Below are 25,262 nucleotides of genomic sequence, written 5' to 3'. Positions count from 1 at the left end.
AGTATGAATTATTTGCTGTTCATGCCTATAGGACATGAACAGTTAATATGAGCTTAGAAATAAACACCGAGTTGTGCAACGACTGCATCCGATGTTTTACCAGTTCCAACTGTATTTTGGTTAACAACCCCAACTGGAGCCGCACCATTAGCGAATTGGTTTGCTTTGTAGTCAATATCGTGACGATACTCAATACTTTCTACCGTGTCTTTCCAAATTGAAATATTAAAGACACCAGCGAATCGTTGTTCCGGTAAATTAAGCGCCAATGCTTGTTGAGTCCACTGGTAGCCTATGCCTAATGATGCTGGCTTTGAAAAAGCCATGAAAGTTACTCCTGCCTCAAGCTGACCTGCTTGCGGTCTAGCAGGCTTGCCATTGAAACTTAAGTCTTGAACACTAAAATCTCTTGCAGCAGCAACCCATTCAGCAGTAAAACTATAGCGATCAACGTTGAGGTTAATATGCGCTCCTACTCCTGGCACTTGATGGACGGCCTCCGTTCCGTTAGTCACTGAACCAAATCCACCAAAAGTAGTTCCAGGTGCTGAACCTGTATTTTGCATGCCAGCAGAATCCGTGATCGAACCGATGTAACTTGCCCCTAGCTCGCCTCTAGTATTATCCGTATGGATTGTATAACCTGCGTTTATACCGCCAACACCTGAGTGTCCATCAGTAGTATCGGATTTAAATGCATAAAGAGCAGCATATGGGCCAGATTCCGTTTGTGATTTATAGCCGAAAATGAAAGGTCTTGATTTAGTACGTGCAAGCCTCATCGTGAGTGGAGAGCTCACCATAGAACTTGAGTATCTACCATAAGGAATGTAGATTTGGCCAGCAGTGAAATAATAAGGGGTTATATTTAAATCACCGATGTTAACGAAACCTTGATTTAAGAAAAATACTGAATTCTCTACTCGGGTACCTCCAATTTGAGGAGGCAAAGAATCATAAGCTATCGAGGTGAAAGCCTCTACTTTACTATTTAACAATACAGCAACATCAAGCTCACTTGAGCCTAAGTCTAAATCACCAGTTGTAGAGCCTATGTAGGGACGCTCGGCAAAAGCGACAGGCTCGGTCTTTCCACTCAACGCAATAATTGGTCTTTCAGGAATGGGGTATCCTATGCTCTCATAGGCATCATAAACTCGACGCCGTTGTTCCATTAAACGCACGTCACGATTAATACTGGAAATGTTAACAATATAATCGGAACCATCAAATGCTGGCCTATCGCCCGTATAAGGTGAAGCAACTACAGGTGTTCCAGCGATATAAGTGACTATTCGATTGTCTGCAATAAGGGCTGTTGGGTAAAAACTACTTGAGTCCGGATCACCATCTACGATATTTACCTGTACAGGAGCTGCATGAAATTGACCCTTAGCCTTTTTAGATTTTGAGGCTTTCTCGTCTGCCACTTCCCTTCGACTTTGCTTCCTTGCTTTTTCTGCCTGTTTACCCTGCTTTTTTTGCGCTATATTTTGAGACGTACCCTGTGATTTCTCTGTAGGTTGCAGCGCAACTTGTTTTTGCAAACGATTGAGTTGAGCTTGTAGAGCTTTTGTTTGCGCTTGCAGTAATTGAATTTCTTTTTGTAATTCTGCATTTTTAGCAGCAAATAGTGGCCCAGAGATTGCGGCAATGGCCATAATAAGTACTTTCTGTTTCACGAGCGGTACTCCTGACTGTTTTTTTGTCTTCCTGGTTATTTATCGCTGAGGATTATAGCTTGCATCGATCGCAGTGGCCAGCCTTTGCGCACAATATTTGTTATACTATTCTTAGACAAGGGAAGTTACGCTCATGAGGTAGGGAAATCAGTATTAATAATTTGGATAAAAAAAAAGCCCTGGGCAGGGCTTTTTGAAAACGGTAGGAACTATAGAAGGTTACCTACCCATTTTGCACCAAGGTACGGCCCATACAGTCCAAAATCACTATTCTTTAAGTTAGCTGCAAGATTAAAGACATGCAGCGCATCAAAATAATTGAGAACTTGATAACCGCCTTCAATATTAAAGACGCCTTGAGGCATTTCGTAGGCATATTTTAGGCCCAACTTCGCTTCTATACTTGGAACTACAGATTTTTTGCTCGCATAAACATTAATAGGCACTAATCCACTAGGTGCGAAAATAAATCTATTATTAAAACGGCTTGTGCCATATAAAATTGAGCCAGCAGTATTTGCAGTAATGCTAAATCCGCGCACTAAGTCATAGGCATAATCTATACCGATAACAGGACCAACCCCATTAAAATCTGCATCGCGATCTTGAGAAAACCCTGCAGGTGCGAGCACTGGTATTGTTGCAGCATAGTTATAGGTAGCATCCAAGCGGATTCTTGCATATTGCAAACCACCGTAGAATCGAGCATCTTTCAAGAGCCCCATATCAACGTGCTGCCCCATCACGAGGTTTACTTGATCAAAACGGTTGTCTATGGTTATGCCGAATGGCACGAGGAAAGGGCCACTAAAAGGAGTAACACCAGCATAGCCAGAGTGATGAGAGTTATCATCATCAAAATGCACCCAGGTCATAGTAATGTCATTACCTGTGCTGAAATGATAAGAACCTTCTAAACGGTATCCCCAATCCCAATCATGCTCGACTTCCCTAAAGGTGTCGCTTTGGGTCAACTCATAACCTCGTTGAGAACTATAAATAGGTTGTAAATAAAGAGCTTGTACTCCTATGTCCCATTTTTTAGCTTCGCAAGGAACAGTTACATCGCCAGGTACACAAGCAGGCCCCATTGTCCCTGCTGATGCAAAACCACTTGCTGCCATGCAAAAAATAGCGAGGGTTGTTTTTTTCAACATTGATCACTCCATCTATCAAAAAAAAGCCCATCAACAAGGATGGGCTTCAGTAAGACATTTCCGGTTTGACTAATTAAACGTTACCAACCCATTTCAAACCAGCGAAAGGACCTTGTAGAGCGAAGTTAGATTCGCGGTTACCAGCTAAAGTACCGATGAAGTGGTTAGCGTTGAAATAGTTAACCCACATCCAACCAGCATCTAGAGTCAAGTCACCTTGAGCCATGGCATAAGTGTACTTAGCACCTAACTTAGCTTCTAGTTCAGGAACGATGGTTGTTTTTGAACCAGAGGTAGAACCAATTAGGAAACCACCAAAAGCAGTTGCAGTGTTGAACTTAGCATCGCCAACTAACAATGCAGAAGCGCCATTTCCGTAAATAGCAAAGCCATTGTTGAAGTTGTACTGCATGTCCATACCTACACGTGGACCGAAGCCATTGAACTTGCTCTCACCTGTTGTAGAGAAGCCAGTGAATACAGAAGCTGGTGGAATATAACCAGATGCAGTAAACTCGTGCTCGATACGGGCATATTGAACACCAGCATGGAAACGAATGTCTTTGAACTCACCGAAATCAACGTGTTGGCCAAACTCTAGGTTAACAGCATCCCATTTTGGTTCAAAATGATGGCTGCCATAGAGAGGACCGAAACCGCCGAAGAATGCATCAGCAAAGTTCTCATCGTTTTGCTTGTTCCAGTGGTACCAGTTAAGGTTCAAATCATTACCAGTACTAAAATGGTAAGAACCTTCTAACTTGAAGCCCCATCCCCAGTCAGGATCCAAATCACGATAGTGATTAGTGATACCATCTGGAGAGTGGAAGAAAGGATAACCGTAATCTACATCATATGCAGGTTGAAGGTACAGAGCATATACACCAAAATCCCAAGCTGTTCTTTCGCAAGGAACGGTGACATTACCAGGGGTACATACAGGACCCATGGTTCCAGCAAATACTGCACTGCTACCTAAAGCAAGAACAGCTACCGCTGTTTTTTTCAGATTTAACATGCTTCATCTCCACTTTTTTATTATTAATTTCCCGTTTAGCCGTCAAACCACAACATGGTATTGACTATAGTACGCAATCATCGCTCTATCCGAGAACGTACATGGTCAGATTATCAAGCGCTACTTTATCAAAGTCAACACTATTTCCACAAAAATTCTCTATAAATTCGATAATTTAGTCTGTCTAACGACCAAAAATGTCTTCTTTATGTCCATACTAATTAATTTGCCGCCAACTCCATTAGGGCAAGATTAGCTAGTTTTCCATTCTAAAAAAGCCTCATTATGTTCCGACTAAAGTTAATGTCTAACAAAAACTAATTATTCCAGGTGTTAAACCTTTCGAATCAATAGGTTGGCTAAATTCTTTTTGAATGTACCAGATAAAAGGCCGTGTGAGCAATTTTTTTTTGATTTATTTTCAAGTATTTGATTTAACAATTTTAACTACTACTCTGCGATTAAGGGTTTTTCCTGAATCAGTATCATTGGGTGCCACTGGATCTTTAACACCGTACCAGGTTATTGATAAGCGCTCCAAATGAACCCCTTGGCTTTGTAAATAATTAGCAACTGCTTTAGCGCGCGCCTCTGAAACAGCATTATTATAGGATTTGCGCCCTGTATCATCAGTATAGCCAGCAATTTTGACTCGCTTTACTAGTTGATCAGCACGACAGTATCTGGCTATTTTCTTCAGCTGTTGCTTGGCTTCATCACTCAACTCAAAACTATCCGAATCGAAATATATGATGCTCATTCGCACACTAGCATAATCAAAAGGTAATAAATTACCTAAGCAACGCTGATATTTTGCATAAACCTCTTGGAAGTGAATTGGAGAAAGCACTACGGTCACAGGAAAACCTTCTTCCGACCGATACTCAAATTTAGTTTGGAAGCCTTCTGCTAAATAAGTTAATAATTTAAGCGCTGGCTCACGAGGTAAATAAAGACCATATTGGCCTGGATTAACTGTTGTTTTTGAAACAAAATAGGATTTGCCATAAGGTTTCCAAACAGGTGGAGCAGCATAGACTACTGCCGGAAGCTGTCTTTCTACCTGTTGCCATTTGCTTAGAATAAAATGAGGCGGCTTCGCTGCATATTGTTCAAAATAAGCAATGCCATAATTGGGGACTGTTAAAGACAAACCGCAACGCAGCGGATTACCATTCATCCGCCAATTCTCCTCACCCATCGGGCTGGCATAATCTACATGGATTGTAGCAAACACATGATTAATGGGCAGCCAGCACAAAATAGCAATTTTTAACAATCCTTGTATAACAATCCGTATAAATGCCATTTTTTGCTCATCCAGCTTAGCAATCCATGTTATGCTTCAAATATCGGCAAACTCAACGGAATCTTTACTGTGGAATCTATAACAATCACGCGCCCTGATGATTGGCACGTCCATCTGCGGGATGGTCTTTACCTGGAACATACTGTTCCAGCTACAGCACAACATTTTGCCCGCGCCCTCATTATGCCCAACCTTAAACCTGCCCTCACAACTGTTGACGCGGTTGTTGCTTATCATCAGCGCATTATCTCGGCTTTACCTAAAGAGACGGACTTTTCGCCATTCATGACTTTATATCTTAATGAAAAAGTTACGGCAGATGAGCTTCAACAAATAAAGAACTATCCATTTATATTAGGTGCCAAACTTTATCCTGCCGGTGCCACCACGAACTCAGAAGAGGGGGTCAATTCTTTGCGAGCCCTCTATCCTTTATTTGAAGTCATGCAAACAGAAAATTTGGTATTACAAGTTCATGGCGAGGTAACTGAAGGGGATATTTTTCAGCGTGAAGCGGCATTTATTCACACAAATTTAGTCCCCTTAATTCGCAACTTTCCTAAGTTACGCGTCATCCTAGAACACATTTCCACCCAAGTTGCCGTTGATTTTATTAATCAATCGCCAGAAACCGTGGCAGCTACCATTACCGCGCATCATTTAATTTATAATCGTAATCATTTGTTGGCTGGGGGTATTAGACCTCATTATTATTGCCTTCCTATTTTAAAACGTGAAACTGATCAAAAAGCTCTGCAAGAAGCAGCCATAAGCGGCAGTCCTAAATTTTTTGCAGGTACAGATAGTGCTCCGCATGCCGTGGCCAACAAAGAAAGTGCCTGTGGTTGTGCAGGTATTTTTTCAGCACCCTATGCAGTAGCCTTGTATACACAAGTCTTTGAACAATTAAATGCTTTAGACAAACTTGATGCTTTTTTAAGTCGTTATGGTGCTGAATTTTATCAGTTGCCAATTAACAAGGGCCAAATAACTTTAAGAAAATCCGCACAACTTATACCCTCAGTGTTCCCTTTCGGCAAGGAGTTCGTAATTCCTGTCGCTGCTGGAGAATCTTTAACTTGGAGTGTTCATGAGTCTGCGTGATACTATTTTTTGCACCGAATTAAAGGACCGCTTCCGCGGCTTTTTGCCCGTCGTGGTCGATATCGAAACAGCAGGCGTGAATCCTTTAAAAAATGCACTGTTAGAGATGAGTATTGTCCTGATTGACATCAATAGTGAAGGTATCTTTTCTCCGCAAGCCACTTATTTTGAACACATTATACCGTTTGAAGGGGCTGAACTTGATGAGAAATCATTAGAATTTATTCAAGTTGACCCCTATCAACCACTACGATTTGCAATTGATGAAAAACAGGCCCTTAAAAATCTGTTTGCGCCAATCAATAAAGCTTTACAAGAGCGTAAATGTCAAAAAGCAGTTTTAGTCGGTCATAATGCCTGGTTTGATTTGCTGTTTATTAAAGAGGCCGTTAAACGTACTGGTGTTCGCTCCCCTTTTCACTCGTTCACTTGCTTTGACACAGCCACATTGGGAGGGTTATTTTATGGGCAAACAGTGCTTTCAAGGGCAGCTAAAGCGGCGGGAATTGACTTTAATGTTAACGAAGCACATTCGGCAATTTATGATGCAGAAAGAACGGCAGAGTTATTTTGCGCCATGCTTAATGCTTGGCGCAAAATTCATACAGACTCTTATAAATCATCCGAATGAGTTGCTAAGTATTCTGCTACGCCTTTTGGAGAAGCCTTCATGCCTGCTTTTCCTTTTTGCCAACCAGCAGGGCATACTTCACCATGCTCTTCGAAGAATTGAACTGCATCAATAATACGAATTAATTCGTCAATGTTACGGCCAATTGGCAAATCATTAACAATTTGCGAACGCACAACACCGTTCTTGTCGATAATAAAGGCACCACGGAATGCAACACCAGCCACAGGATGCTCTACACCATAAGATTGGCAAATCGTATGAGTCATATCAGCAGCCAAAGTAAAATTCACATGGCCAATGCCACCATCTTTAACAGAAGTATTACGATAAGCATTGTGAGTGAATTGCGAATCAATGGAAACAGCAACCACTTCAACACCACGGCTCTTAAATTCATCCATACGATGATGAAGAGCTATTAATTCAGAAGGGCATACAAATGTAAAGTCCAAGGGGTAGAAAAACACCAAACCAAATTTACCTTTTAATGAGTCATGCAAATTAAATTTGTCAGTAATTTCACCACTCGCCAATACGGCAGGAACTGTAAAATCGGGGGCCTTGCGTCCAACTAAAACACTCATCTATTTCTCCTTAATCAAGCACACCAAGTGCGCAACATTTAAGCTTAAAGTGCAACCGCTTCACGTAATAAAGACTCTAACTCACCTTGTTGATAAAGTTCTGCAATAATATCTGAGCCGCCGATCAACTCACCTTTAACATAAAGCTGGGGAAAAGTAGGCCAATCTGCATATTGCGGTAGAGTTTGTCGAATATCTGGATTAGCAAGAACATCCACATAAGCGAAATTCACCCCACAGGCATCAATGCATTGCACAGCACGTGCAGAAAAACCACATTGGGGCATTTTAGGAGTACCCTTCATATAGAGTAATATTGCATTTTCAGCAATTTGTTGTTTAATCTTTTCGATTGTTTCCACTGGGTCACCTATCGTTTTAATATCAAAAAATAAATAAAAACCAGTGTAATTATGGCGAAAATGAGACCAATTCGCAACTAGCAGCCATCAAGGGGTGGTTATCACATAATCAATTCTGGTTTTATTCCACATTTTTTCCAGCCATAATGAACCTGGAAAAACCTATCCTTCTTACTTGAAGAGCATTCGCTACAGAAGAATATTGAGATTAAAAATCTCGTTATATATTAAATGTCTATTTTACAACAATAGCACATCAGCAAAATAGAATTTTACAAATAAGCGCTCATTGAATATGTTTACCTTCCTGCTAAACTTAACATTCATTTAATAAAGAGGACTAAAAATGGCTTTTACACTACCCCCACTACCCTATGCAATGGATGCTTTGGCACCCCATATCTCTAAAGAAACTTTAGAGTATCATTATGGCAAACATCACAATGCTTATGTGACAAATCTTAATAAGCTAATTGCGGGAACCGAGTATGAAAACTTTAGTCTAGAAGACATTATTAAGAAATCTTCCGGCGGTATATTTAACAATGCCGCCCAAGTATGGAATCACACGTTCTATTGGCATTGTTTAAGCCCTAATGGTGGCGGTGAACCAACTGGTAAACTCGGTGATGCAATCACTAAACATTTTGGTACCTTTGAGAGCTTTAAAGAACAGTTTTCTCAAGTAGCAGCAACAACGTTCGGTTCTGGGTGGGCTTGGCTAGTTCAGGATAAAGATGGTGTGCTTAAAATTATAAGCACTAGTAATGCTGGTACGCCGATGACTGAAGGCTTGCAGGCATTATTAACCTGCGATGTCTGGGAACATGCCTATTATATTGACTATCGTAATGCACGTCCGGAATACATTAAATCTTTCTGGGCCATTGTGAACTGGGATTTCGTAACGAGCAATATGTGTTAATTTGAACTTATACCAACAAATTTATTAAATATTCGAATCCCGCCTAAACCGCGGGACTAATAACCACAGGAGTTTTCATGGCGCTAATTACCAGCTATAACCCCTTACCAATTAGTTTTACCCATGGTGAAGGTATTTGGTTATATGATGATCAGGGTAAAGCTTATCTCGATGCTTTAAGTGGTATTGCTGTCTGCGGATTAGGCCATGCACATCCAGACGTCACCCAAACCATTCAACAACAAGCAGCTAAATTAATACATACCTCGAATGCCTATCATATCAAAGAGCAAGAATTATTAGCCGAGAAACTAATTTCTATATCAGGCATGAAACAAGCTTTCTTTGGCAACTCTGGCGCTGAAGCTAATGAAGCAGCAATTAAACTTACTCGTCTCTTTGGCCATAAGAAAGGGATTGATACCCCCTCGATTATTGTTATGGAGCGAGCCTTTCATGGTCGTACTATGGCCACCCTCACCGCCTCCGGGAGCCGTAAGGTTCAAGCTGGGTTTGAGCCATTTGTTCCGGGCTTTATTCGTGCCCCGTTCAATGACATCGAGGCTATACATACTATTGCTGCCAACCGTGATGACGTTGTAGCTGTCATGCTTGAACCTATTCAGGGAGAAGGCGGTATTTATGTGGCAGAAGATTCTTATTTGCGTGCTATTGCTGAGCTCTGTAGGAAGCATGACTGGCTGTTTATTCTTGATGAAATTCAAACAGGAAATGGTAGAACGGGGAAATATTTTTCCTTTATGCATAGCGGTGTGCAACCTGATATTATCACCACAGCGAAAGGTTTGGGAAATGGTATTCCTATCAGTGTTTGTTTAATGGGTGATAAAGCTTCTAATTTATTCAAGCCCGGTAATCATGGTTCAACTTTTGGTGGCAATCCCTTTGCTTGTGCAACTGCTCTAACTGTTTTAGACGTGATTGAGCGTGATAAACTATGCAACTTAGTTACACGTAACAGTGCTATTTTAAAAGAAAAGTTAATGCTAGAGCTTGGAGAGCATCCGAGTGTACGTGCTTTTCGCGGTAAGGGGTATATGTTAGGAGTTGAACTTGACAGGCCTGCTAATGATGCAAGACTAATTGGTATTGAAAATGGAATACTTTTTAATGTAACCGCAGATACTGTGATTAGACTTCTTCCTCCTTTAATTATCAATGACCAAGAAATTGAAGAACTAGTATCAAGACTTACCAAAACTATTAGACAATTTGTTGAAAAATGAGCGAAATCATTCAAATACATGACCTCCAACCATCCGAGCTTGAAGAGGCTGCCTCAATTTTGACAAAGGCCTTTGCTAAAGATCCGGTAATGTGCTGGATCTTTGGTGATAACTATCAGCAAGGGGCACAAGCCATGTTTTACGCTATAACACAGTATTGCATGTTATATGGTAAAGCGTTTTGTACTGCAGAATTAGAAGCCGTTGCTATACGAAAATTACCTTCTGATAGAAAATTCTCTTGGTGGAAAGGTCTTCGTTCCGGTTTTTTTACCCTTCCTAAACGTATGGGAAATGAAGCGTTTAAGCGACTGATGGTCCTTGATGAGCTCACGCAAAAGGAACGGCAGAAACAAATGGGCAATCGACTTTTTTGGTATTGTTGGTGTCTTGCAAGCCAGCCAGAGCAACAAGGAAAAGGGTTTGGTACGGCTTTAATGAACCATACTTTCAATTTAGCTAAACAAAGTGGGCTTCCTTGTTACCTGGAAACTGCCACACTCAAGAATCAGGCCTTATATGAAAAAAATGGTTTTGTGAAACTGAGTGAATTCACTTTACCAAACAGCGATGTAAACGTTATCTCCATGTTAAGAGAATAATAGCTTAACAGTAGCTAACCTTCTTAAACCATATGTAAGTCAAGAACTGCGCTTGTAATTGACCTACCATCAGGAGGAAGCGATGTATCATAAACTACAAAAATTGTTCTTTATTTTATTGCTTTTATCCTCCGGGCTTTTATTAGCAGCAAAGCCTTTTTTTTAATTACACCCCAAAAAAAACGCCTGCCCGCATTAATCCAGGAGAAATAGTTACTGCTGTTTATAAAATTACAAATAATACTCCAAATATTCTAAGAAATAATGGGCTAGTCCACATTTTCAAAGGGATGAGTCAGGAAATAGTTAAGGACAGTTGCCGCAAATCTTTTGATTTAGATCCAAACGCTAGTTGCCTACTTAGAATTCGATTTTTTGCTAATGACATGCAAAATCCTATAAAAACGGGGCCCTTTGTATGCAATACAATTACTAACCCCATATATTGCCAGGAATAACTCTGAAGACGAGCTTGCTAAAAGGCGGACATATGTTAACTTGATTCGGAATAAGATATTTCAAGAATTAAAACAATCCCTTGCAGCCGTCCTGGCTATCTCCTTTTGTGGTTTCATCGCGTACATTTAGAAGGTAATTATTTAAGCAATACCTTAATAGGCTTTAATTGCTCAAATACTTAACCCGTGAGTAAATTATAATACTAAATGGTTGTTTTTTAATATGGGTAAGTTTACCCATTTCTAGTAAAATTCATCCTCTCGTTATAAACCAGTTCTGCGCTGACGAATTACTTCGTATAGACAAACACCTGTAGCAACTGAAACATTTAAACTCTCAACAGTACCTAACATCGGTAAAGAAAACAAACCATCACAGTGCTCACGAGTGAGGCGACGTAACCCTTCTCCTTCAGCACCCAATACGATGGCCAGTGATGTTTTACAATCTATAGCATACATGGAATCCATAGCCTCACCTGCCGCACCATAGAGCCAAACGCCTTCTTGTTTAATTGTCTCCATGGCTCTAACCAGATTAGTTGCACGAACAACAGGGATAGATTCGGCAGCACCACAGGCTACTTTACTGACGACCGGCGTAATACTAGCGCTTTTATCTTTCGGAATAATCACAAAATCCACGCCTGTTGCATCTGCCGTACGCAAGCAGGCACCTAAATTATGAGGGTCAGTAACACCATCAAGAATTAAAATAAGGCAAGGCTTTTTAGAAGTAGCTAATAGTGGCAGTAAATCATTTTCACCATAATCACGTAAACTTCCAGCACAAGCAACAACACCTTGATGAGCAAATTCCGCAAAACGTTGATTCATTTTCTGAGCAGTCATTTTCTCAACAGGAATACCTTTTTCCGTCGCTAATGCAAGTAGAACTTGTATTTTTTTGTCGAGTCGGTCCTGACTAATATATAATTTCTTGGTAGGCCGATGGGAATTGGCAAGTAAAGCATTGACTGCATGGAGGCCAAAAACATAGTGCTCACTCACTCAGAGCCTCCATTTTCAGCAGGTTCAAAATCAATTTTGCGTTCATCAAGGTCGACGCGAGCAACCATAACAGACATCTTATCGCCTAAACGGTAAACATGACCACCACGCTCTCCCACCAGGCGATGTTTAACTGCATCAAAAGCATAATAGTCATTTCTAAGTGAAGTAACATGCACTAAGCCTTCAACATAGATTTCGTCCAACTCCACGAAAATACCAAACCCCGTAACGGCAGAAATAGTACCTTGGAACACTTGGCCTAATTTATCTTGCATGTATTCACATTTTAACCAAGAAACAACTTCCCTTGTGGCTTCGTCAGCACGCCTTTCTGTTGAAGAGCAATGCTTGCCAAAGCGGTTCATTTCTTCCTCACTGTAAGGAAATTCGCTGACTTGCTTATTGTCGACTAAATGACCGATAGCTCGATGAATTAATAAATCTGGATAGCGACGAATAGGCGAGGTAAAATGAGTATAGGCAGGGTATGCTAGTCCGAAATGTCCGTCATTCTCCTCCACATATTGTGCTTGTTTTAGTGAGCGCAACATAACTGTTTCAATCAAATGTCGCTCAGGTCTCTCCCCGATATCAGCCATCGTTTTTTGGAAGTCTTTAGGATGAGGTTTTTTTCCTCCCCCAAGCCTTAAACCAAGTTCGCCAAGAAATAGGCGAAGAGCATTAATCTTATCTTCATCAGGTAAAGAGTGGACACGATATAACGTAGGGATCTCTGCTCGCTCTAAAAAGCGCGCTGTTGCAACGTTGGCTGCCAACATGCATTCTTCAATCAAACGATGAGCATCATTACGTATAACGGGTATCACGCGTTTTATTTTTCTATTTTCATCAAATTCAATACTTGTTTCCGTTGTATCAAAATCGATAGCCCCACGACTTTTCCGAGCTTTTAACAAGATATTGAATAAAGAATTGAGCGATTCAAGTGCTGGCACCAATGATTCATATTCAGCAGCAATCTTGTTTTCTTCTAACCACTGACCAACTTGGGTGTAAGTAAGACGAGCGTGAGAATGAAAAACCGCACGATAAAATCTTGAGCGTGTTATTTTTCCCTCTGCCGAAATAGCCATTTCTGCAACCATACACAATCTATCAACATGTGGATTTAAAGAGCAAATCCCATTGGATAAAGCCTCTGGCAACATGGGGACAACCTGGCCGGGGAAATAAACAGAGTTCCCCCGCTTCGCAGCCTCTTTGTCCAAAGCCGAATCCACTTTGACGTAGTGACTCACATCGGCAATAGCGACATAAAGTTGGTAGCCACCTTTGGGCTTTTGATAACAATATACGGCATCATCAAAATCCTTTGCATCCTCACCATCAATAGTTACAAAGGGTAAACTTCTTAAATCCGTACGACCTTTTAATTCCTCTTCACTGACATGCTGCGGAATTTTTGCAACTTCGGCCATCACTTCGTCAGGCCACTGGGCGGGGATACCATGGGCAAAAATGGCAACTTCAATTTCCATACCGGGCGCCATATGCTCACCCAAAATATGAATTACCTTGCCTATAGCCTGATTGCGTTTGGTTGGGAATGCGACTATCTCGGCCAGAACCATTTGACCATTCTTGGCGGTAGCGGCAAATTCCAGCGGCACAGAAATGTCTTGAGTTAAGCGTTTATTATCGGGAATAACAAATCCTACGCCATGTTCCGTAAAAAAACGGCCAACAACAGTTTGGTTAGCATGTTCAAGGACTTCGTGAACTTTACCTTCTCGCCGGCCTCGCCTATCAACTCCTGTTTGATAAGCCAGCACCAGATCACCATGCATTACTGTTTGCATTTCCTTGGCAGATAAGATCATGTCTTCACCGCCATCTTCAGGAATAAAAAATCCAAATCCCTCAGGGTGTCCTTGTACTGTACCACGCTGTAGATTAATGCGCCCTAATAAGCAAAAACGGCCACGACGATCTTGCATAATTTGGCCATCTCGCACCATCGCTTTTAAGCGAAATCCTAATGCTTCCTGCTCAGCACCACTCTCCACCTCAAGTTTACTAACTAATTGGTTACGAGACATAGGACGGCCATATTCATCCAATACCTGCATAATTAACTCACGACTAGGTATAGGCGTTTCGTATTTTTCTTTTTCCCTTTTATAGAAAGGATCCTTTGATTTTTTACTCACATTCACCACATATTTTAAAAATTATTAGTATCAGTTTATCACTTATTGCGATGAGTCAGGTAATCCAAAACCACGTCCGCCTAAATTCTCGGTCAAGGCTTGTAGATTCATGTCTTCTACTGCCCAAAATGTTCCAGACATTTGTGTAGGTATAGTCACCGAAGACCAACGGCAAACAGAAATTACGCCCTCGCAAGGAACCTGTTGTTCATGACCCGGTTTTGATTCAATACAGCTCAATTCAAATGATTCTTTATCGAGTGCCAGTGCAGACCAATGTCCAGCTTGTATGCGGCTACTCCATCCAGCGCTAGCACTTGGTTCAGAAACAGGATGAGTAAGCCACAAATCGGAATTCGATAAGTTATGTATCATGACTAGAAGGGGTTTTTTAGCAGACAGCATAACAGACTCGCCTTTTACCTCAACCGGCTTACAAGAAGCTGGGATGGTAGTCTCAGCACTTGCCATACTAAACCCCAAAATTAGTAAAATAGATAGCATAAACTTCATTATCACCCTCCAACAAACTAAAAAAATTCCCAAAAGCTAACTTGGCAACCCTCTAAGTAAAGTACTCTATTAATATAAAAATGAAAAATTTTTAATGGGAAAGACCATTCTATTCTTTGCTGTCCTTATTTTTCCAGCTTTAAATGTAAAATCAATATTTATAGGTACACTCTTCTTTACGATCTACCTTATGCTGTTAAGCTAAACAGAAATTGCCTGCAGGCACATGAAAATTGTTAGCGAACAAAGTAGCCAGCATTTTAAAATTAGTAAGCAAAGCTATATACCTATAGGGATAGATTATGATGTAATGACTGCAAACTGGTGGCAGTTTGTTTAAATTATATACATTACTCACAACTATCTTAACTAAAAATGAAAATATGGGTTGACGCAGACGCTTGTCCTAAAGGCGCAAAAGAGATTTTATTTCGTGCAGCCGAAAGAACGGGTACGGAACTAATTTTGGTTGCCAATACATTATTATTAAAGCCTCCTTCTCGGTACATTACGACAGTTCGAGTCGATAAAGGATTTGATGTGGCAGACAATTATATTGTCCAACATCTTGCAATAAATGACTTGGTCATCACAGCCGACATCCCGCTAGCTGCTGCAGTGATAGAAAAGCAAGGTTTAGCCTTAAATCCTCGCGGTGAGTTATATACGGCGAATAACATTAGGCAACGCTTGTCACTACGCGATATGATGGAGCAGCTGCGAGGAAGTGGAGCAAACATTGGCGGTCCTGCTGTATACAACACAAAGGATAAAACGGCGTTTGCTAATGCGCTTGACACCATACTTGCAAAAAATAAATACAAACCATAGCCACAAATATTATAATTTAAACGAGTACCTTACTATTTACTGGCAACTGTTATAAAGCAATATGGAATCCAAGGCCAATATAAGCAACCGAAAAATCATCCATGTGGACATGGATTGTTTTTATGCTGCTATTGAAATTCGCGATAACCCTACTTTGGCTAACAAACCTGTTGCCGTTGGTGGCGCTGCAAATCTACGTGGCGTTCTTTGCACTTGTAACTATATTGCAAGACAATATGGTGTCCATTCAGCAATGCCGACTGCTATTGCTTATCGACATTGCCCGGATCTTATTGTGCTACCGGTTGACATGCCAAAGTACAAGCAAATCTCTCAAGCTATTCATCGGATTTTTAAAGAATTTACTGATTTAGTAGAGCCCTTGGCACTTGATGAAGCCTTTCTTGATGTAAGCAATTGCGAACTTTATCAAGGAAGTGCTACTTGGATAGCGGAAGCAATTCGTAAAAAAATTTGGGACAGTGAAAAACTAACTGCCTCAGCCGGTGTAGCCCCTAACAAATTTTTAGCCAAAATAGCCTCTGGCTGGAACAAACCTAATGGCTTGTTTGTAATTCGCCCAGAAGAAATTCTGCCCTTTGTTAGCCAATTACCTGTTACCCAATTATTTGGGGTAGGTAAAGTGACGGCAAAAAAGCTGCAACACATGAATCTTCATACTGGAGCAGATCTTCAAACACTACCACTATCAATACTAGTCAAATATTTTGGAAGGTTAGGAGAGAATCTCTATTATCAAGCTCACGGAATTGATAATAGACCAGTACAACCGAATAGAGAGCGTAAATCATTAAGTGTTGAAACCACATTAGCAGAAAATATTTGTGATACGCAGCAAGCAACAGAAATCATTAATGACCTCTATAAAATGCTATTGAAGCGAATCCAAACATCAGCTGCAGACCTTTTAATAAAAAATCAATATATTAAAATAAAGTTTAATGATTTTAAGCTAGCCACAGCAGAAATAAAGTGCTCAGAGCCTCAGCTAGATAAATTTCATGAGCTTTTCCATAAAATTATCAATGAAACTCCGAAACCTATTCGTCTGCTCGGACTAGGGGTGCATTTTCTTACTAAAGAGGTCCCAACCTCATTTATTCAACAGTCATTATTTTAAATTCGTGATTACCTCAGGCATACTATGTAAAAAAAATTAAGGACAATTTTTGGTCATGCAAACACGTCAATTGGGTCAACAGGGGTTGGAGGTATCCGTTATCGGTTTAGGATGTATGGGCCTAACCTGGGCTTATGGTCCTACTAATGAAGCTGAGTCCACCCAGGTACTTTACCGAGCATTAGATTTAGGCGTTAATTTTTTCGATACAGCCGAAGTTTATGGACCTCATACTAATGAAGACTTAATTGGCCGTGCTTTAAGAAGCAAAACACGGGATAAATTTATCATTGCCAGCAAATTTGGCTTTACCTGGAATGAGCAAGGTGAAATCAATGGGCTTGACAGTTCTCCTGTGAATATTAAAAAAGCAATTGATGGCTCTCTGCAACGTTTAGGAACCGATTATATTGATTTGTATTATCAACATCGCCTCGACCCTACTGTCCCCATTGAAGATACTGTTGGCGCTATGGCTGATCTAGTCGCCGCGGGAAAAATCCGATATATTGGGCTTTGCGAGGTGGGACCTGCTACCATTCGGCGCGCCCATGCAGTCCATCCACTTTCTGTTATTCAATCAGAGTACTCTCTTTGGGAAAGAGGAGTAGAAGAAAAAATATTACCTCTTCTTAGGGAGCTAGGGATAGGATTTGTTGCTTACAGCCCCATTGGACGAGGTTTTTTAACAGGTAAAATGACCAATTTGCAACAATTGCATCCGAGTGATTTTCGCCAGCGCTTACCTCGTTTTCAACCTGAAAATTTTGCGCATAATTTTAAATTAGTCGAGCTTTTGCAGAAGATAGCAGCAGCCCATCAAGTAACCCCGGTGCAAATTGCCTTAGCCTGGTTATTAAAACAAATGAGCGGTATTGTGCCTATCCCAGGAACAAAACATATTCGCTATCTTGAAGAAAATGTACAAAGTGCCACACTCAGCCTTCCAGAACAAGCATGGCAACAAGTAGATGAGTTAGTGACCTCTTTTCAATTTAAAGGAATGCGCTACCCCGAAGCCAACATGAAAACTATTGATAGAGCGGAGTAAGGAATACTATAGACAACGGTTGGCCTTTCATATTTTATAGTAACAGGCCGCCAAATTATGAAAGGATAAGGAAGTATGGCTTTTGCAAGGCGCATTATTTGGATTGCAATGTTACTATTAAGCGTAGGTGGGATTCATGAGGCCCAAGCGGAAGAAACCGATCAGTTTACCCTTCCCCCCGTCCCCCTGGTAGATATCGGACCAACTGTTAGTCGCAGGCTTTTCGAGACCCTCGAAAATGCGATGACCCAAACCAATTTGGAAATTCAAGCACTTCTACCCAGAGCCCAAAAGAGTCAAATCGCTACTTCACAATTGGCACGTCGCCGTACCGATGCCTATATCATTGATTTAATTTACAGGCAAACAGGAGTAGGTCTCCCCGAGTCAACTTTTGAACGATGGGTGCATTGGAGTCGATTTCCGAAAGAACTGCAGCCTATGCGCTATACTCCAATCTGGCCATGGAAGACAGTTTATTGGCTCGTTATCTCTCAATTTCCAGGGACACTATTTTTTCTCTCTCCCACCATCAATATGTATGGTCATTACTTTGGTACTGATAAGATTGGCCATTTTTTTCAGCAGGGCAAAGGATATTATAAAATGTATATGCGCCAGCTAGCTCGCGGTAAATCTGCTGAACAAGCTCATGCTGCCATTATTGCTCATGGCCAGCGCCAAGAAGATGGTTTTTTCGGCACATTGATCAATGGTATTTTTTCTAATGCGGATCTATCAGCTAACTATGCTGGATGGAAATTCTATATGAACATAGCCCATGAAGTACAAATTGGGGATCAAAAGCTGTCGCCGATTATTGTTTTGGAGGGTAATCAATGGAAATTCGCCAAGAACATCGATAAAGACAACCTACTGAGGCCTTACATTAATGATAATCTCAATGAAGCGTGGAATCCCTCTCATTACTTTTTTATGCGCAGCCTTATCCGCAAACATGTTAAACAACGCTGTACAGATTGGATTCAACGCATTGGTATTACTGCTGATAGTGTACAAGCAAAACTTACTGAAACCAGTCGCTGGCAGGATGAAGAATATGGCCATTGGCTGCCCGCAAATGATGCAGTTACCCTCAAGGTTTGCTTCAATAGTAAATAAGAAGCCTTGTCTTTTAAGTTTGCCATGGCTCAAAAAGATTGACCGCAATAGTTCCCCCCATGCCCGCCGACCAGTGCATTGCATAGGAAGCTTTCGTGTTATGTACAAGTGATAAATCCAAATTGAAGTTGGGATCAATATCTTGAGGTAAAACAGGTAACCGATTTTTCTCTAATCCTTCTGCAATCATGGCCACTGCAATTAAACATGCTGTACTACGTCCATGACCAAAAGTACGTTTGAAGGCGCTAAGATGAGGTGGCTTTTTCCCAAAAAGTTCTTTAATCAACTTTATTTCGAGCGCATCCCATACTTTGGTGCCTGTAGCATGTAATGATATCCAATCAATCTTTGACAAATCGCCCTTTAAAAATTTCAAGGAATCGATTACTGCCTCCCGCAATGCAGCAGTATTTGGCTCTGGCGCTAACAAATGATAACACTCATTTTTTACACTCCCACAAATCCAGCGTGCGAGAGGGGTATGCTGGCGTTTTTTAGCATGCTCTTCCGATTCTAAAACCAAGGCAACAGCACTTTCCACCGGTCGCATACCATCCCGTTCAAAGGTCAACGGACGCGCAGTCCCTGAAATTGATAGAACACCCATGGCACTTAACACATTTTTTATAAAAGGTGACATTAACTCTACACAGACAACCACTACTATATCGGCAACACCCATTTTTATTAAATTAGCTCCCATCCACAATGCTTGTCCTCCCGTGGCACTAGCAGCACTTAAAGAGAAATCACCTGCTCCCAAACCAAAACGAATTGCAATAGGAGCTGCAAGAGCATTACCCCTGATTTTAGAAGACGTGTAATGATCGAATATATGAGGTATGGAAAAATCAAATAGTCCGAGAGAACCAGTAATGGTACCAGCGACAACCGCTGCACGAGGATCGCGGAATTTTTTGTCTTTACCTCGCAAAAAATTTCGCTGTTGACCTAAATTAGCCTTTGCCCATGCTCTTTCTACTGCAAGCATAGCCTTAAGTGTGTGTGGGGCTAACAAGTGACTTTCATCTTCAGGTAGATAAGATTGATCTTCTACAGAAATAAGACCAGGCACAAGATCCAAATCATTAAATGCAGCTTCAACCATAGCCTTATCGCTTAGGTTGCTGTAAACCATGCCCCAAGAGGAAATTACAACATCTACCATCTTGCTTCTCTCCCGGCAAATAACCATTCATCTAAGTATTGTGTAGAGCTTTTATAACTGTCAAACCAATCATCCTATTGCTTGTTTTTAAAGGAAACTTGTCATCCCAGTTCTTCATCTGCCGCTTATAAAGATATATTATGCGGCGTTTAATTGCAGGAGCATCTATGCCTTGGTCTGTTGAAATCATTGATGAAAATAAATATTTATTCACCAATCAAAACCAGAATACCCCTATAAAAAACTTCACCTTGAGACGTGCATCCAGCATAGATCATATACTGCACATCCAATGTGATGAAAAAGGCAAGGAGAAAATTGAGAAAACATTTGCTGAAATTAGTGCCATGGATAATGAATTATTAATTTTGACAGACTCTTATTCCCCCTATGCAAACCAGGGATTATTATCACGAAAATGGCAAATTGAATGCGCGCTAATTGCTGCTAATGAACTCTCTTCATTTTCACTAGAGGATAGGAAGATTTTTACTACTTTCGGTTTAGATCATTTGTCATTTGAAAAACCACTTAGCATGATGATGATCAAGGTAGAAAGAAATGGCGGAAGCTTTGAATTAGAATTAACGCGGCAGGAAGCATCTGAAACTGCAGAGCCGACCTTTCAGGTAACACAAAAATTTACCTACAAACCTGCTCAACATCTTTGTTTATTTGGGAAAAAGCAAAAAATTAATTTGACCAAAAATAGTTATGACTTGAGTGAATTAAGAAATTATATTCTCTTACTTACCGAACGAGTAGATAATCTTGAGAAGATAGGAGAAGACTATTTTGTTGTTCATAACAGGGTATGTAAAGAAGTTCATCAATCATCCATGATCCTCTCTTTTCAGCGCTTAAAATCCAAATTGGATTCAATTAGAAAAAATATTACAGCACTACAAGAACTTTTTGCTATGGAGTCTGCTGATGACGTAACAACGGCAATCAGGAAAAATTCTAAATATGTTAATGTCTCAACGTTCTTAAAAGCGGGGGCGTATTGTCTTCATAAAGATTATACCCAATATGCAATGGATGAGCATAAAAAAGAAAATTTCGTGGAATTTTTTACTGAGCTGGACTTGTTAGCCAATGATTCTTTAGCATTAGAAGGCATAGTGAGTGCCATCCATGATAAAAAAATCATCCTCGAGCATTCTATAACTTATAACATGGAATTGTAAGGCTTATGTTTTACAATAGGGTCTCCATCACAGTCACTGGATGCCCTTTCAGCTCATCCATGCCAATGGTAGCCCAACCAAGACGTTTATAGTAATCGGGAATCGTGGGATCGAATGCCAAGAGATAAATCGTTTTAAAACCCAATTCGACTGCTTTGTGCTTTGTTCTATTAATAAGTATTTGTGCAATACCTTGTTTCTGGTAACTTGGAGAGACTACGAGTGAACCAAGCCAAGGCATTAAATCAGGGCGAATACCGTCATTTTCACGTAAAGAGCACATGGCAACAGGTTCGCTATTATAGAATGCGACAAATGTCAGCGGTAACTTATCGCTATTTAAGTGATTGAGAAAATTTTGCTTCACCCGCTCAATAGGCACATCAGGCACCCAGATTCTCCCTAATACTTCATGCCAGATATTAGCAAGTGAAGGAATACAATCTTGATGATACTTTAGCAGATCAATGGTTACCATTTTAAACCTTTAAACGGGGTTAATCTCAAATCTGTTCTCAAAAGCGTATCTTCATCAATTTTTTTGAGTTCGTTTAAATTCAAGTATCTTTGCTGAAGTATTGCTATTTATTTTGAGCTTGTTAAAATTTTTTAATAATTCTTCGTGGAGCGCCCAGCCTGCAGCACTTAGAATCTCTAAATCTTCATTATTAATAAGCGGTAAATCCTCAATACAAGGCTTTCCATGATATTGAAACAGTTGTATATCCTCGAGTGCTTCAAAATTATCCAATACTTTGATTGCCAAGTCGATTTTTTTTCTTAAAACGTCCTTATCAATAAAATTAGTATCCCAGAGCTGTTTTAAATTATGTCCGGTGAATTCTTGGCCTGTTTTTTCTTTATAAAGAGCTATTAAAGAGACTTCAAACCCTTGTCGATAGAGGAAAAAAGACATAATTAATTTCTCAACCCAGCTTTTATTGATAGACTCACCATCAAAATAGAGCCTCATGCCTTCTAAAGAAGAAATCTGAAGTGCCAAGGCACTATTTAAAAAACAGGTTATCACATTAAAATCGTCAGATTCATTTTTCATTTTATATCCCAACATTATCTTACTTAGGAAAACCAAACAATTTTAATTTACACAAGTCACCGGTTACTCAACACTCCCATGAACTTGCTAGTAATCCTAAGTTATCTGTTCTCTTTTAAGATTTATGTTTTCTAAAAGAGATTTATCATAAGTGAAGAAAGATACATTAATAGCACCGCTGGCGAAACATTTTAATTTCGCAAAATTTCGGAAATGAGGCACAAATTCAAGATGCATGTTAATATAGATTTTTTATTTACACCTAGAAACCATGGCCAATTTACCGCAAGTTACCGAGATCGCCACTTTGCATCACGATTGTATTTTTAATTGGAAAGCCAATGGCATACTTTTAAATCAAAAAAATTTCTTAGCACTCGTGGAAGAAAACCATGCATTCAATTATCGGCTTTGGCATGCGGAGGATAAAGCCAGACGAGAAGACATGGGATTTGAATTTGTTTATCATGCCAAACGTGAAATCGACTATTGTAACCAACAGCGCAACAATCGTATGGAGGCGATGGATGAGTACTTGTTTACACAGCTACAACCAGCACAGTCCACCGATTGTCCAGTACACTCTGAAACTCCAGGCATGATGATTGATCGTCTCTCCATTCTTGCACTGAAAGCTTATCATATGGAGCTTCAGGTCCACCGCCAAGATGTTGATGAAATACATCGACAAACTTGTCAGCGCAAATGGCAAACGATTACCGCACAGCAAAAGCAATTATTAACTTGTCTGGATGAATTGCTTACTGAAATTACCCAACAAAAACGTACATTTAGAATTTACCACCAATTTAAAATGTATAACGATCCTAATTTAAATCCCGAGCTATATCAAAAAAAATAACTACCAATACTGGGTTGACGGTGAAGGCATTGTAGGAGGAACAGGAGGTGCGGTGTTCTTATTTTCCATCTCACTTAAGTCTTGAGCACTTTGTGAACGAACCATGCCCTCTGATCGTGATTTTTGTTGCCCTTCCTTAGAGGAAGAGAAAAATGAAAAGAGCGAATATCCAGAGGAAGTGTGGAAAGGCGATATTCTGGTATTGGTTGTCGGACTCGTAATGATGGGAATGTCTATATTAATGTCATTAGCAACGGAGGGGGAATTCATGCCAGGGGAATCAGAGCGTCGCTGGGAAGCTGGATCTAATCCCCCGGAAAGCGGGGTAGGTATACTTTCCTTTGTACTACCGATCTTAGCATTAGGTATGCTATCAATGGGATTTCTACCAAATGCACGTGCTTGAGCTCGAAGTGCCAGTGCTATTGCATGAACCACAGCACTTACTACGGTAACCCCCAGCATGATTGGGGTATCGTGATAATGCCCCATGTCATCACGCTCTTGGAAATTATTCATTGTAAAGTCAACAGCCTTGGAGCCTTTTCCAAGTCCTGAAAAAAACGAGCGAACAACCTCAAACCATTCCTGAAAAAAGAATTGTGGTGAAGGATCAACGATCATGCCATCACTAATTGCTGTCTTAACTTTCTCAGGCTTTAATTCCCCAACCTGTTGCTTAGTTGTTTTAAGCACATGAAGTATTTCATTTAATTTTTCATCATGTGGGTTATTATCCAGCTCCTGCTCTTGCTTCACTTGGTGGCGATAGGCATGAACAATTGCATGTATGGTAAATCCAATTAAAAGCCCCATTCCCATGGTAATGCAAGCAATAAGCAAAGTCGGGGGAAAACTGGCAGAAGCTAAAACGATGACCGTTGCTATTGCAAACATAGCGCTAGCGAGAGCTCCATAGGCGGCTAAGCCATTTTTCATCCCAGCAAGCAAAGCAGATGAGTAAGAAAGTGTCGATAGTTCACGAAGATAGGCGCGTTTTTTCTCAAATTGCCCATGCAGATGACCAATCATATCGGTTAATTCTTGTTGCTTCGTAATTCTATCTGGAGTTGAACCTTGCTCAGCTATCATTAACCATAGATCATTTAACTCATTAATTTGTGTTTCTAGTGTTTTTCCGCACAAAGCCAAGTCAATTTTAGCTTGAGTAATGACCAAGCGACGCTGGAAGTCATATTCCTCATAAACCCGAGTAGCAATACAAGCCAAAAAATAAATGGAGCAGAATATTGCCATTGCGGTGAATACGGGGGGCGCTAAGCTACACAGCCCCAAAACACCTATATAAAGATAAAGACCGTCAACAATACCCCCATAAGCGGCTGAAAGTAACATTTGCCGTCTTTTTGACAGGGTTTGACTTTGAATTAAAGTACGTTTTTTTTCTATTTCTTCTAAAGATAAACATTCAGCATCTTGAATTTCAGCAAGTAAATTAGCATTGGCCCTCATCATGTCTTTGCGGAGGTTCACATGATAACGAAACCAAATACGGTTCACTGCCGAGAGTACTCCAAGTAGCACTCCCACAGGCACAATCATATACCTTAGATTTTGCCCTCCTAAAAGCTCAATGACTTGTATGGCACTGCGAAAGCCTTTATAAGCATTTTTTAAACCCTTCATCGTATCACGAAGGTAAGGCCAAATTGCGGCAATAAAGCCTTTAAATTGGTTCTTATCATCATCCTTAAAATGATTAGCTAGTAATGAAAAAACTACTACCGTGATGGTACTTGAAGCTGCAATTGCGAGGCCCTCTGGCGTAAGCATCCACTCATGCATCACGTCTGAAGAAGAAGTATTACTACTGGTGCACAGTAAATCAAATGAATATTTGATCATGCTGTAAGAAAGACTCAAGCCGTCGAGCGCTCCATATAGAGCGTAGATATAACCCAATTCATGTAACCTTTTTGCCAATAAACGGGCTTGAGCATCCATTCTCCCGGCAATCAGGTAGACATTACTTGAGTTTTCAAGCTTTTCTTTGGGATTGTCAGAGACACTCTCGGTCGTCATGCGAATCAAAGGCA

Annotated in this window: 24 protein-coding genes; 11 read left to right on the top strand and 13 right to left on the bottom strand. The window is 40.5% G+C overall.

Features of this window, described 5'->3' with window-relative positions:
- Positions 1 to 53: 53 nt before the first annotated feature.
- The 4 genes from Lbru_RS06535 to Lbru_RS06520 all read right to left on the bottom strand — a co-directional run bounded on the left by Lbru_RS06535 (position 54) and on the right by Lbru_RS06520 (position 5,166).
- The gene (locus Lbru_RS06535) at positions 54 to 1,682 is read right to left on the bottom strand and encodes a FlxA-like family protein (protein WP_058441373.1); all 1,629 of its coding nucleotides are present in this window, start codon (positions 1,680 to 1,682) and stop codon (positions 54 to 56) included.
- A gap of 209 nt (positions 1,683 to 1,891) precedes the next feature.
- Positions 1,892 to 2,839, bottom strand: coding sequence for an Lpg1974 family pore-forming outer membrane protein (locus Lbru_RS06530; RefSeq protein WP_058441372.1), 948 nt, complete (start codon positions 2,837 to 2,839; stop codon positions 1,892 to 1,894).
- A gap of 73 nt (positions 2,840 to 2,912) precedes the next feature.
- On the bottom strand, positions 2,913 to 3,857 hold the full coding sequence (locus Lbru_RS06525) for an Lpg1974 family pore-forming outer membrane protein (protein WP_058441371.1): 945 nt from the start codon (positions 3,855 to 3,857) through the stop codon (positions 2,913 to 2,915).
- 421 nt (positions 3,858 to 4,278) lie between these two features.
- Positions 4,279 to 5,166, bottom strand: a complete 888-nt coding sequence (locus tag Lbru_RS06520; RefSeq protein WP_058441370.1) for a flagellar protein MotY — start codon at positions 5,164 to 5,166, stop codon at positions 4,279 to 4,281.
- A 69-nt stretch (positions 5,167 to 5,235) separates the two neighbouring features.
- On the opposite strand from Lbru_RS06520, the gene pyrC reads away from it, so the two are divergent.
- Together pyrC and rnt are read left to right on the top strand one after the other, a co-directional pair.
- The gene (pyrC, locus tag Lbru_RS06515; RefSeq protein ID WP_058441369.1) at positions 5,236 to 6,270 is read left to right on the top strand and encodes a dihydroorotase; all 1,035 of its coding nucleotides are present in this window, start codon (positions 5,236 to 5,238) and stop codon (positions 6,268 to 6,270) included.
- The gene (rnt, locus tag Lbru_RS06510; protein WP_058441368.1) at positions 6,257 to 6,901 is read left to right on the top strand and encodes a ribonuclease T; all 645 of its coding nucleotides are present in this window, start codon (positions 6,257 to 6,259) and stop codon (positions 6,899 to 6,901) included. The genes pyrC and rnt overlap by 14 nt, the downstream gene beginning before the upstream one ends.
- Here rnt and Lbru_RS06505 read toward each other — a convergent pair.
- Positions 6,883 to 7,488 (bottom strand): peroxiredoxin, encoded by a 606-nt coding sequence (locus Lbru_RS06505; protein ID WP_058441367.1) that lies wholly within the window; start codon positions 7,486 to 7,488, stop codon positions 6,883 to 6,885. The genes rnt and Lbru_RS06505 overlap by 19 nt on opposite strands.
- Before the next feature lie 44 nt (positions 7,489 to 7,532).
- Positions 7,533 to 7,850 (bottom strand): Grx4 family monothiol glutaredoxin, encoded by a 318-nt coding sequence (gene grxD, locus Lbru_RS06500; RefSeq protein WP_058441366.1) that lies wholly within the window; start codon positions 7,848 to 7,850, stop codon positions 7,533 to 7,535.
- A 346-nt stretch (positions 7,851 to 8,196) separates the two neighbouring features.
- On the opposite strand from grxD, the gene Lbru_RS06495 reads away from it, so the two are divergent.
- From Lbru_RS06495 to Lbru_RS06485, 3 genes are all read left to right on the top strand, one after another.
- Positions 8,197 to 8,775: a superoxide dismutase gene (locus tag Lbru_RS06495; RefSeq protein ID WP_058441365.1), complete on the top strand. Its 579-nt coding sequence runs from the start codon at positions 8,197 to 8,199 to the stop codon at positions 8,773 to 8,775.
- 77 nt (positions 8,776 to 8,852) lie between these two features.
- Entirely contained in the window at positions 8,853 to 10,022 is a 1,170-nt protein-coding gene (locus Lbru_RS06490) for an aspartate aminotransferase family protein (RefSeq protein WP_058441364.1), read from the top strand.
- Positions 10,019 to 10,624, top strand: coding sequence for a GNAT family N-acetyltransferase (locus Lbru_RS06485; protein WP_058441363.1), 606 nt, complete (start codon positions 10,019 to 10,021; stop codon positions 10,622 to 10,624). The genes Lbru_RS06490 and Lbru_RS06485 overlap by 4 nt, the downstream gene beginning before the upstream one ends.
- Positions 10,625 to 11,346: 722 nt before the next feature.
- Here Lbru_RS06485 and rlmB read toward each other — a convergent pair.
- Genes rlmB through Lbru_RS06470 form a run of 3 tightly spaced genes read right to left on the bottom strand, consistent with a single transcriptional unit; the run spans position 11,347 to position 14,780 of the window.
- The gene (gene rlmB / locus Lbru_RS06480) at positions 11,347 to 12,093 is read right to left on the bottom strand and encodes a 23S rRNA (guanosine(2251)-2'-O)-methyltransferase RlmB (protein ID WP_058441362.1); all 747 of its coding nucleotides are present in this window, start codon (positions 12,091 to 12,093) and stop codon (positions 11,347 to 11,349) included.
- On the bottom strand, positions 12,090 to 14,267 hold the full coding sequence (gene rnr / locus Lbru_RS06475; protein ID WP_058441361.1) for a ribonuclease R: 2,178 nt from the start codon (positions 14,265 to 14,267) through the stop codon (positions 12,090 to 12,092). The genes rlmB and rnr overlap by 4 nt, the downstream gene beginning before the upstream one ends.
- A gap of 42 nt (positions 14,268 to 14,309) precedes the next feature.
- Positions 14,310 to 14,780 carry a hypothetical protein gene (locus tag Lbru_RS06470; protein WP_058441360.1) on the bottom strand — a complete coding sequence of 157 codons (471 nt, stop codon included), beginning with the start codon at positions 14,778 to 14,780 and terminating at the stop codon, positions 14,310 to 14,312.
- A gap of 375 nt (positions 14,781 to 15,155) precedes the next feature.
- On the opposite strand from Lbru_RS06470, the gene Lbru_RS06465 reads away from it, so the two are divergent.
- The 4 genes from Lbru_RS06465 (at position 15,156) to Lbru_RS06450 (ending at position 18,925) form a co-directional block, all read left to right on the top strand.
- On the top strand, positions 15,156 to 15,611 hold the full coding sequence (locus Lbru_RS06465; protein ID WP_058441359.1) for a YaiI/YqxD family protein: 456 nt from the start codon (positions 15,156 to 15,158) through the stop codon (positions 15,609 to 15,611).
- 61 nt (positions 15,612 to 15,672) lie between these two features.
- Entirely contained in the window at positions 15,673 to 16,752 is a 1,080-nt protein-coding gene (gene dinB, locus Lbru_RS06460; protein WP_058441358.1) for a DNA polymerase IV, read from the top strand.
- Between the two features lie 55 nt (positions 16,753 to 16,807).
- A complete protein-coding gene (locus tag Lbru_RS06455; protein WP_058441357.1) occupies positions 16,808 to 17,803 on the top strand; it encodes an aldo/keto reductase in 996 nt (331 codons plus the stop codon).
- A 75-nt stretch (positions 17,804 to 17,878) separates the two neighbouring features.
- Positions 17,879 to 18,925, top strand: a complete 1,047-nt coding sequence (locus Lbru_RS06450) for a hypothetical protein (RefSeq protein ID WP_058441356.1) — start codon at positions 17,879 to 17,881, stop codon at positions 18,923 to 18,925.
- 13 nt (positions 18,926 to 18,938) lie between these two features.
- On the opposite strand, the gene Lbru_RS06445 is transcribed toward Lbru_RS06450, so the two are convergent.
- Positions 18,939 to 20,096 carry a beta-ketoacyl synthase N-terminal-like domain-containing protein gene (locus Lbru_RS06445; protein ID WP_058441355.1) on the bottom strand — a complete coding sequence of 386 codons (1,158 nt, stop codon included), beginning with the start codon at positions 20,094 to 20,096 and terminating at the stop codon, positions 18,939 to 18,941.
- Positions 20,097 to 20,236: 140 nt separating this feature from the next.
- Here Lbru_RS06445 and Lbru_RS06440 point away from each other — a divergent pair, with 140 nt between their 5' ends.
- A complete protein-coding gene (locus Lbru_RS06440) occupies positions 20,237 to 21,286 on the top strand; it encodes a hypothetical protein (protein ID WP_058441354.1) in 1,050 nt (349 codons plus the stop codon).
- 10 nt (positions 21,287 to 21,296) lie between these two features.
- On the opposite strand, the gene Lbru_RS06435 is transcribed toward Lbru_RS06440, so the two are convergent.
- Both Lbru_RS06435 and Lbru_RS06430 read right to left on the bottom strand, forming a co-directional pair.
- Positions 21,297 to 21,764, bottom strand: coding sequence for a GNAT family N-acetyltransferase (locus tag Lbru_RS06435; protein ID WP_058441353.1), 468 nt, complete (start codon positions 21,762 to 21,764; stop codon positions 21,297 to 21,299).
- Between the two features lie 54 nt (positions 21,765 to 21,818).
- Positions 21,819 to 22,343, bottom strand: a complete 525-nt coding sequence (locus Lbru_RS06430; protein ID WP_058441352.1) for a hypothetical protein — start codon at positions 22,341 to 22,343, stop codon at positions 21,819 to 21,821.
- Between the two features lie 271 nt (positions 22,344 to 22,614).
- Between Lbru_RS06430 and Lbru_RS06425 the strand changes: the two genes are divergently transcribed.
- On the top strand, positions 22,615 to 23,205 hold the full coding sequence (locus Lbru_RS06425; RefSeq protein WP_058441351.1) for a DUF4254 domain-containing protein: 591 nt from the start codon (positions 22,615 to 22,617) through the stop codon (positions 23,203 to 23,205).
- Here the strand turns inward: Lbru_RS06425 and Lbru_RS06420 are convergent, their stop codons facing one another.
- On the bottom strand, positions 23,206 to 25,248 hold the full coding sequence (locus Lbru_RS06420) for a hypothetical protein (RefSeq protein ID WP_058441350.1): 2,043 nt from the start codon (positions 25,246 to 25,248) through the stop codon (positions 23,206 to 23,208).
- Positions 25,249 to 25,262: the final 14 nt, after the last annotated feature.

The organism is Legionella brunensis (genome assembly GCF_001467025.1).
In the GTDB taxonomy this organism is placed as follows: Bacteria; Pseudomonadota; Gammaproteobacteria; order Legionellales; family Legionellaceae; genus Tatlockia; species Tatlockia brunensis.
Note: the sequence above shows the minus strand (reverse complement) of the source record. Positions and strands in the feature narration are given on the sequence as shown.

What these genes read in the sequence shown, in the direction of transcription:
- Lbru_RS06530 (WP_058441372.1), bottom strand. Translation starts at nt 2,839, where the DNA reads ATGTTGAAAAAAACAACCCTCGCTATTTTTTGCATGGCAGCAAGTGGT.
- Lbru_RS06525 (WP_058441371.1), bottom strand. Translation starts at nt 3,857, where the DNA reads ATGTTAAATCTGAAAAAAACAGCGGTAGCTGTTCTTGCTTTAGGTAGC.
- Lbru_RS06520 (WP_058441370.1), bottom strand. Translation starts at nt 5,166, where the DNA reads ATGGCATTTATACGGATTGTTATACAAGGATTGTTAAAAATTGCTATT.
- rnt (WP_058441368.1), top strand. Translation starts at nt 6,257, where the DNA reads ATGAGTCTGCGTGATACTATTTTTTGCACCGAATTAAAGGACCGCTTC.
- Lbru_RS06505 (WP_058441367.1), bottom strand. Translation starts at nt 7,488, where the DNA reads ATGAGTGTTTTAGTTGGACGCAAGGCCCCCGATTTTACAGTTCCTGCC.
- Lbru_RS06495 (WP_058441365.1), top strand. Translation starts at nt 8,197, where the DNA reads ATGGCTTTTACACTACCCCCACTACCCTATGCAATGGATGCTTTGGCA.
- Lbru_RS06490 (WP_058441364.1), top strand. Translation starts at nt 8,853, where the DNA reads ATGGCGCTAATTACCAGCTATAACCCCTTACCAATTAGTTTTACCCAT.
- Lbru_RS06485 (WP_058441363.1), top strand. Translation starts at nt 10,019, where the DNA reads ATGAGCGAAATCATTCAAATACATGACCTCCAACCATCCGAGCTTGAA.
- Lbru_RS06470 (WP_058441360.1), bottom strand. Translation starts at nt 14,780, where the DNA reads ATGAAGTTTATGCTATCTATTTTACTAATTTTGGGGTTTAGTATGGCA.
- Lbru_RS06465 (WP_058441359.1), top strand. Translation starts at nt 15,156, where the DNA reads ATGAAAATATGGGTTGACGCAGACGCTTGTCCTAAAGGCGCAAAAGAG.
- dinB (WP_058441358.1), top strand. Translation starts at nt 15,673, where the DNA reads ATGGAATCCAAGGCCAATATAAGCAACCGAAAAATCATCCATGTGGAC.
- Lbru_RS06455 (WP_058441357.1), top strand. Translation starts at nt 16,808, where the DNA reads ATGCAAACACGTCAATTGGGTCAACAGGGGTTGGAGGTATCCGTTATC.
- Lbru_RS06450 (WP_058441356.1), top strand. Translation starts at nt 17,879, where the DNA reads ATGGCTTTTGCAAGGCGCATTATTTGGATTGCAATGTTACTATTAAGC.
- Lbru_RS06445 (WP_058441355.1), bottom strand. Translation starts at nt 20,096, where the DNA reads ATGGTAGATGTTGTAATTTCCTCTTGGGGCATGGTTTACAGCAACCTA.
- Lbru_RS06440 (WP_058441354.1), top strand. Translation starts at nt 20,237, where the DNA reads ATGCGGCGTTTAATTGCAGGAGCATCTATGCCTTGGTCTGTTGAAATC.
- Lbru_RS06435 (WP_058441353.1), bottom strand. Translation starts at nt 21,764, where the DNA reads ATGGTAACCATTGATCTGCTAAAGTATCATCAAGATTGTATTCCTTCA.
- Lbru_RS06430 (WP_058441352.1), bottom strand. Translation starts at nt 22,343, where the DNA reads ATGAAAAATGAATCTGACGATTTTAATGTGATAACCTGTTTTTTAAAT.
- Lbru_RS06425 (WP_058441351.1), top strand. Translation starts at nt 22,615, where the DNA reads ATGGCCAATTTACCGCAAGTTACCGAGATCGCCACTTTGCATCACGAT.
- Lbru_RS06420 (WP_058441350.1), bottom strand. Translation starts at nt 25,248, where the DNA reads ATGACGACCGAGAGTGTCTCTGACAATCCCAAAGAAAAGCTTGAAAAC.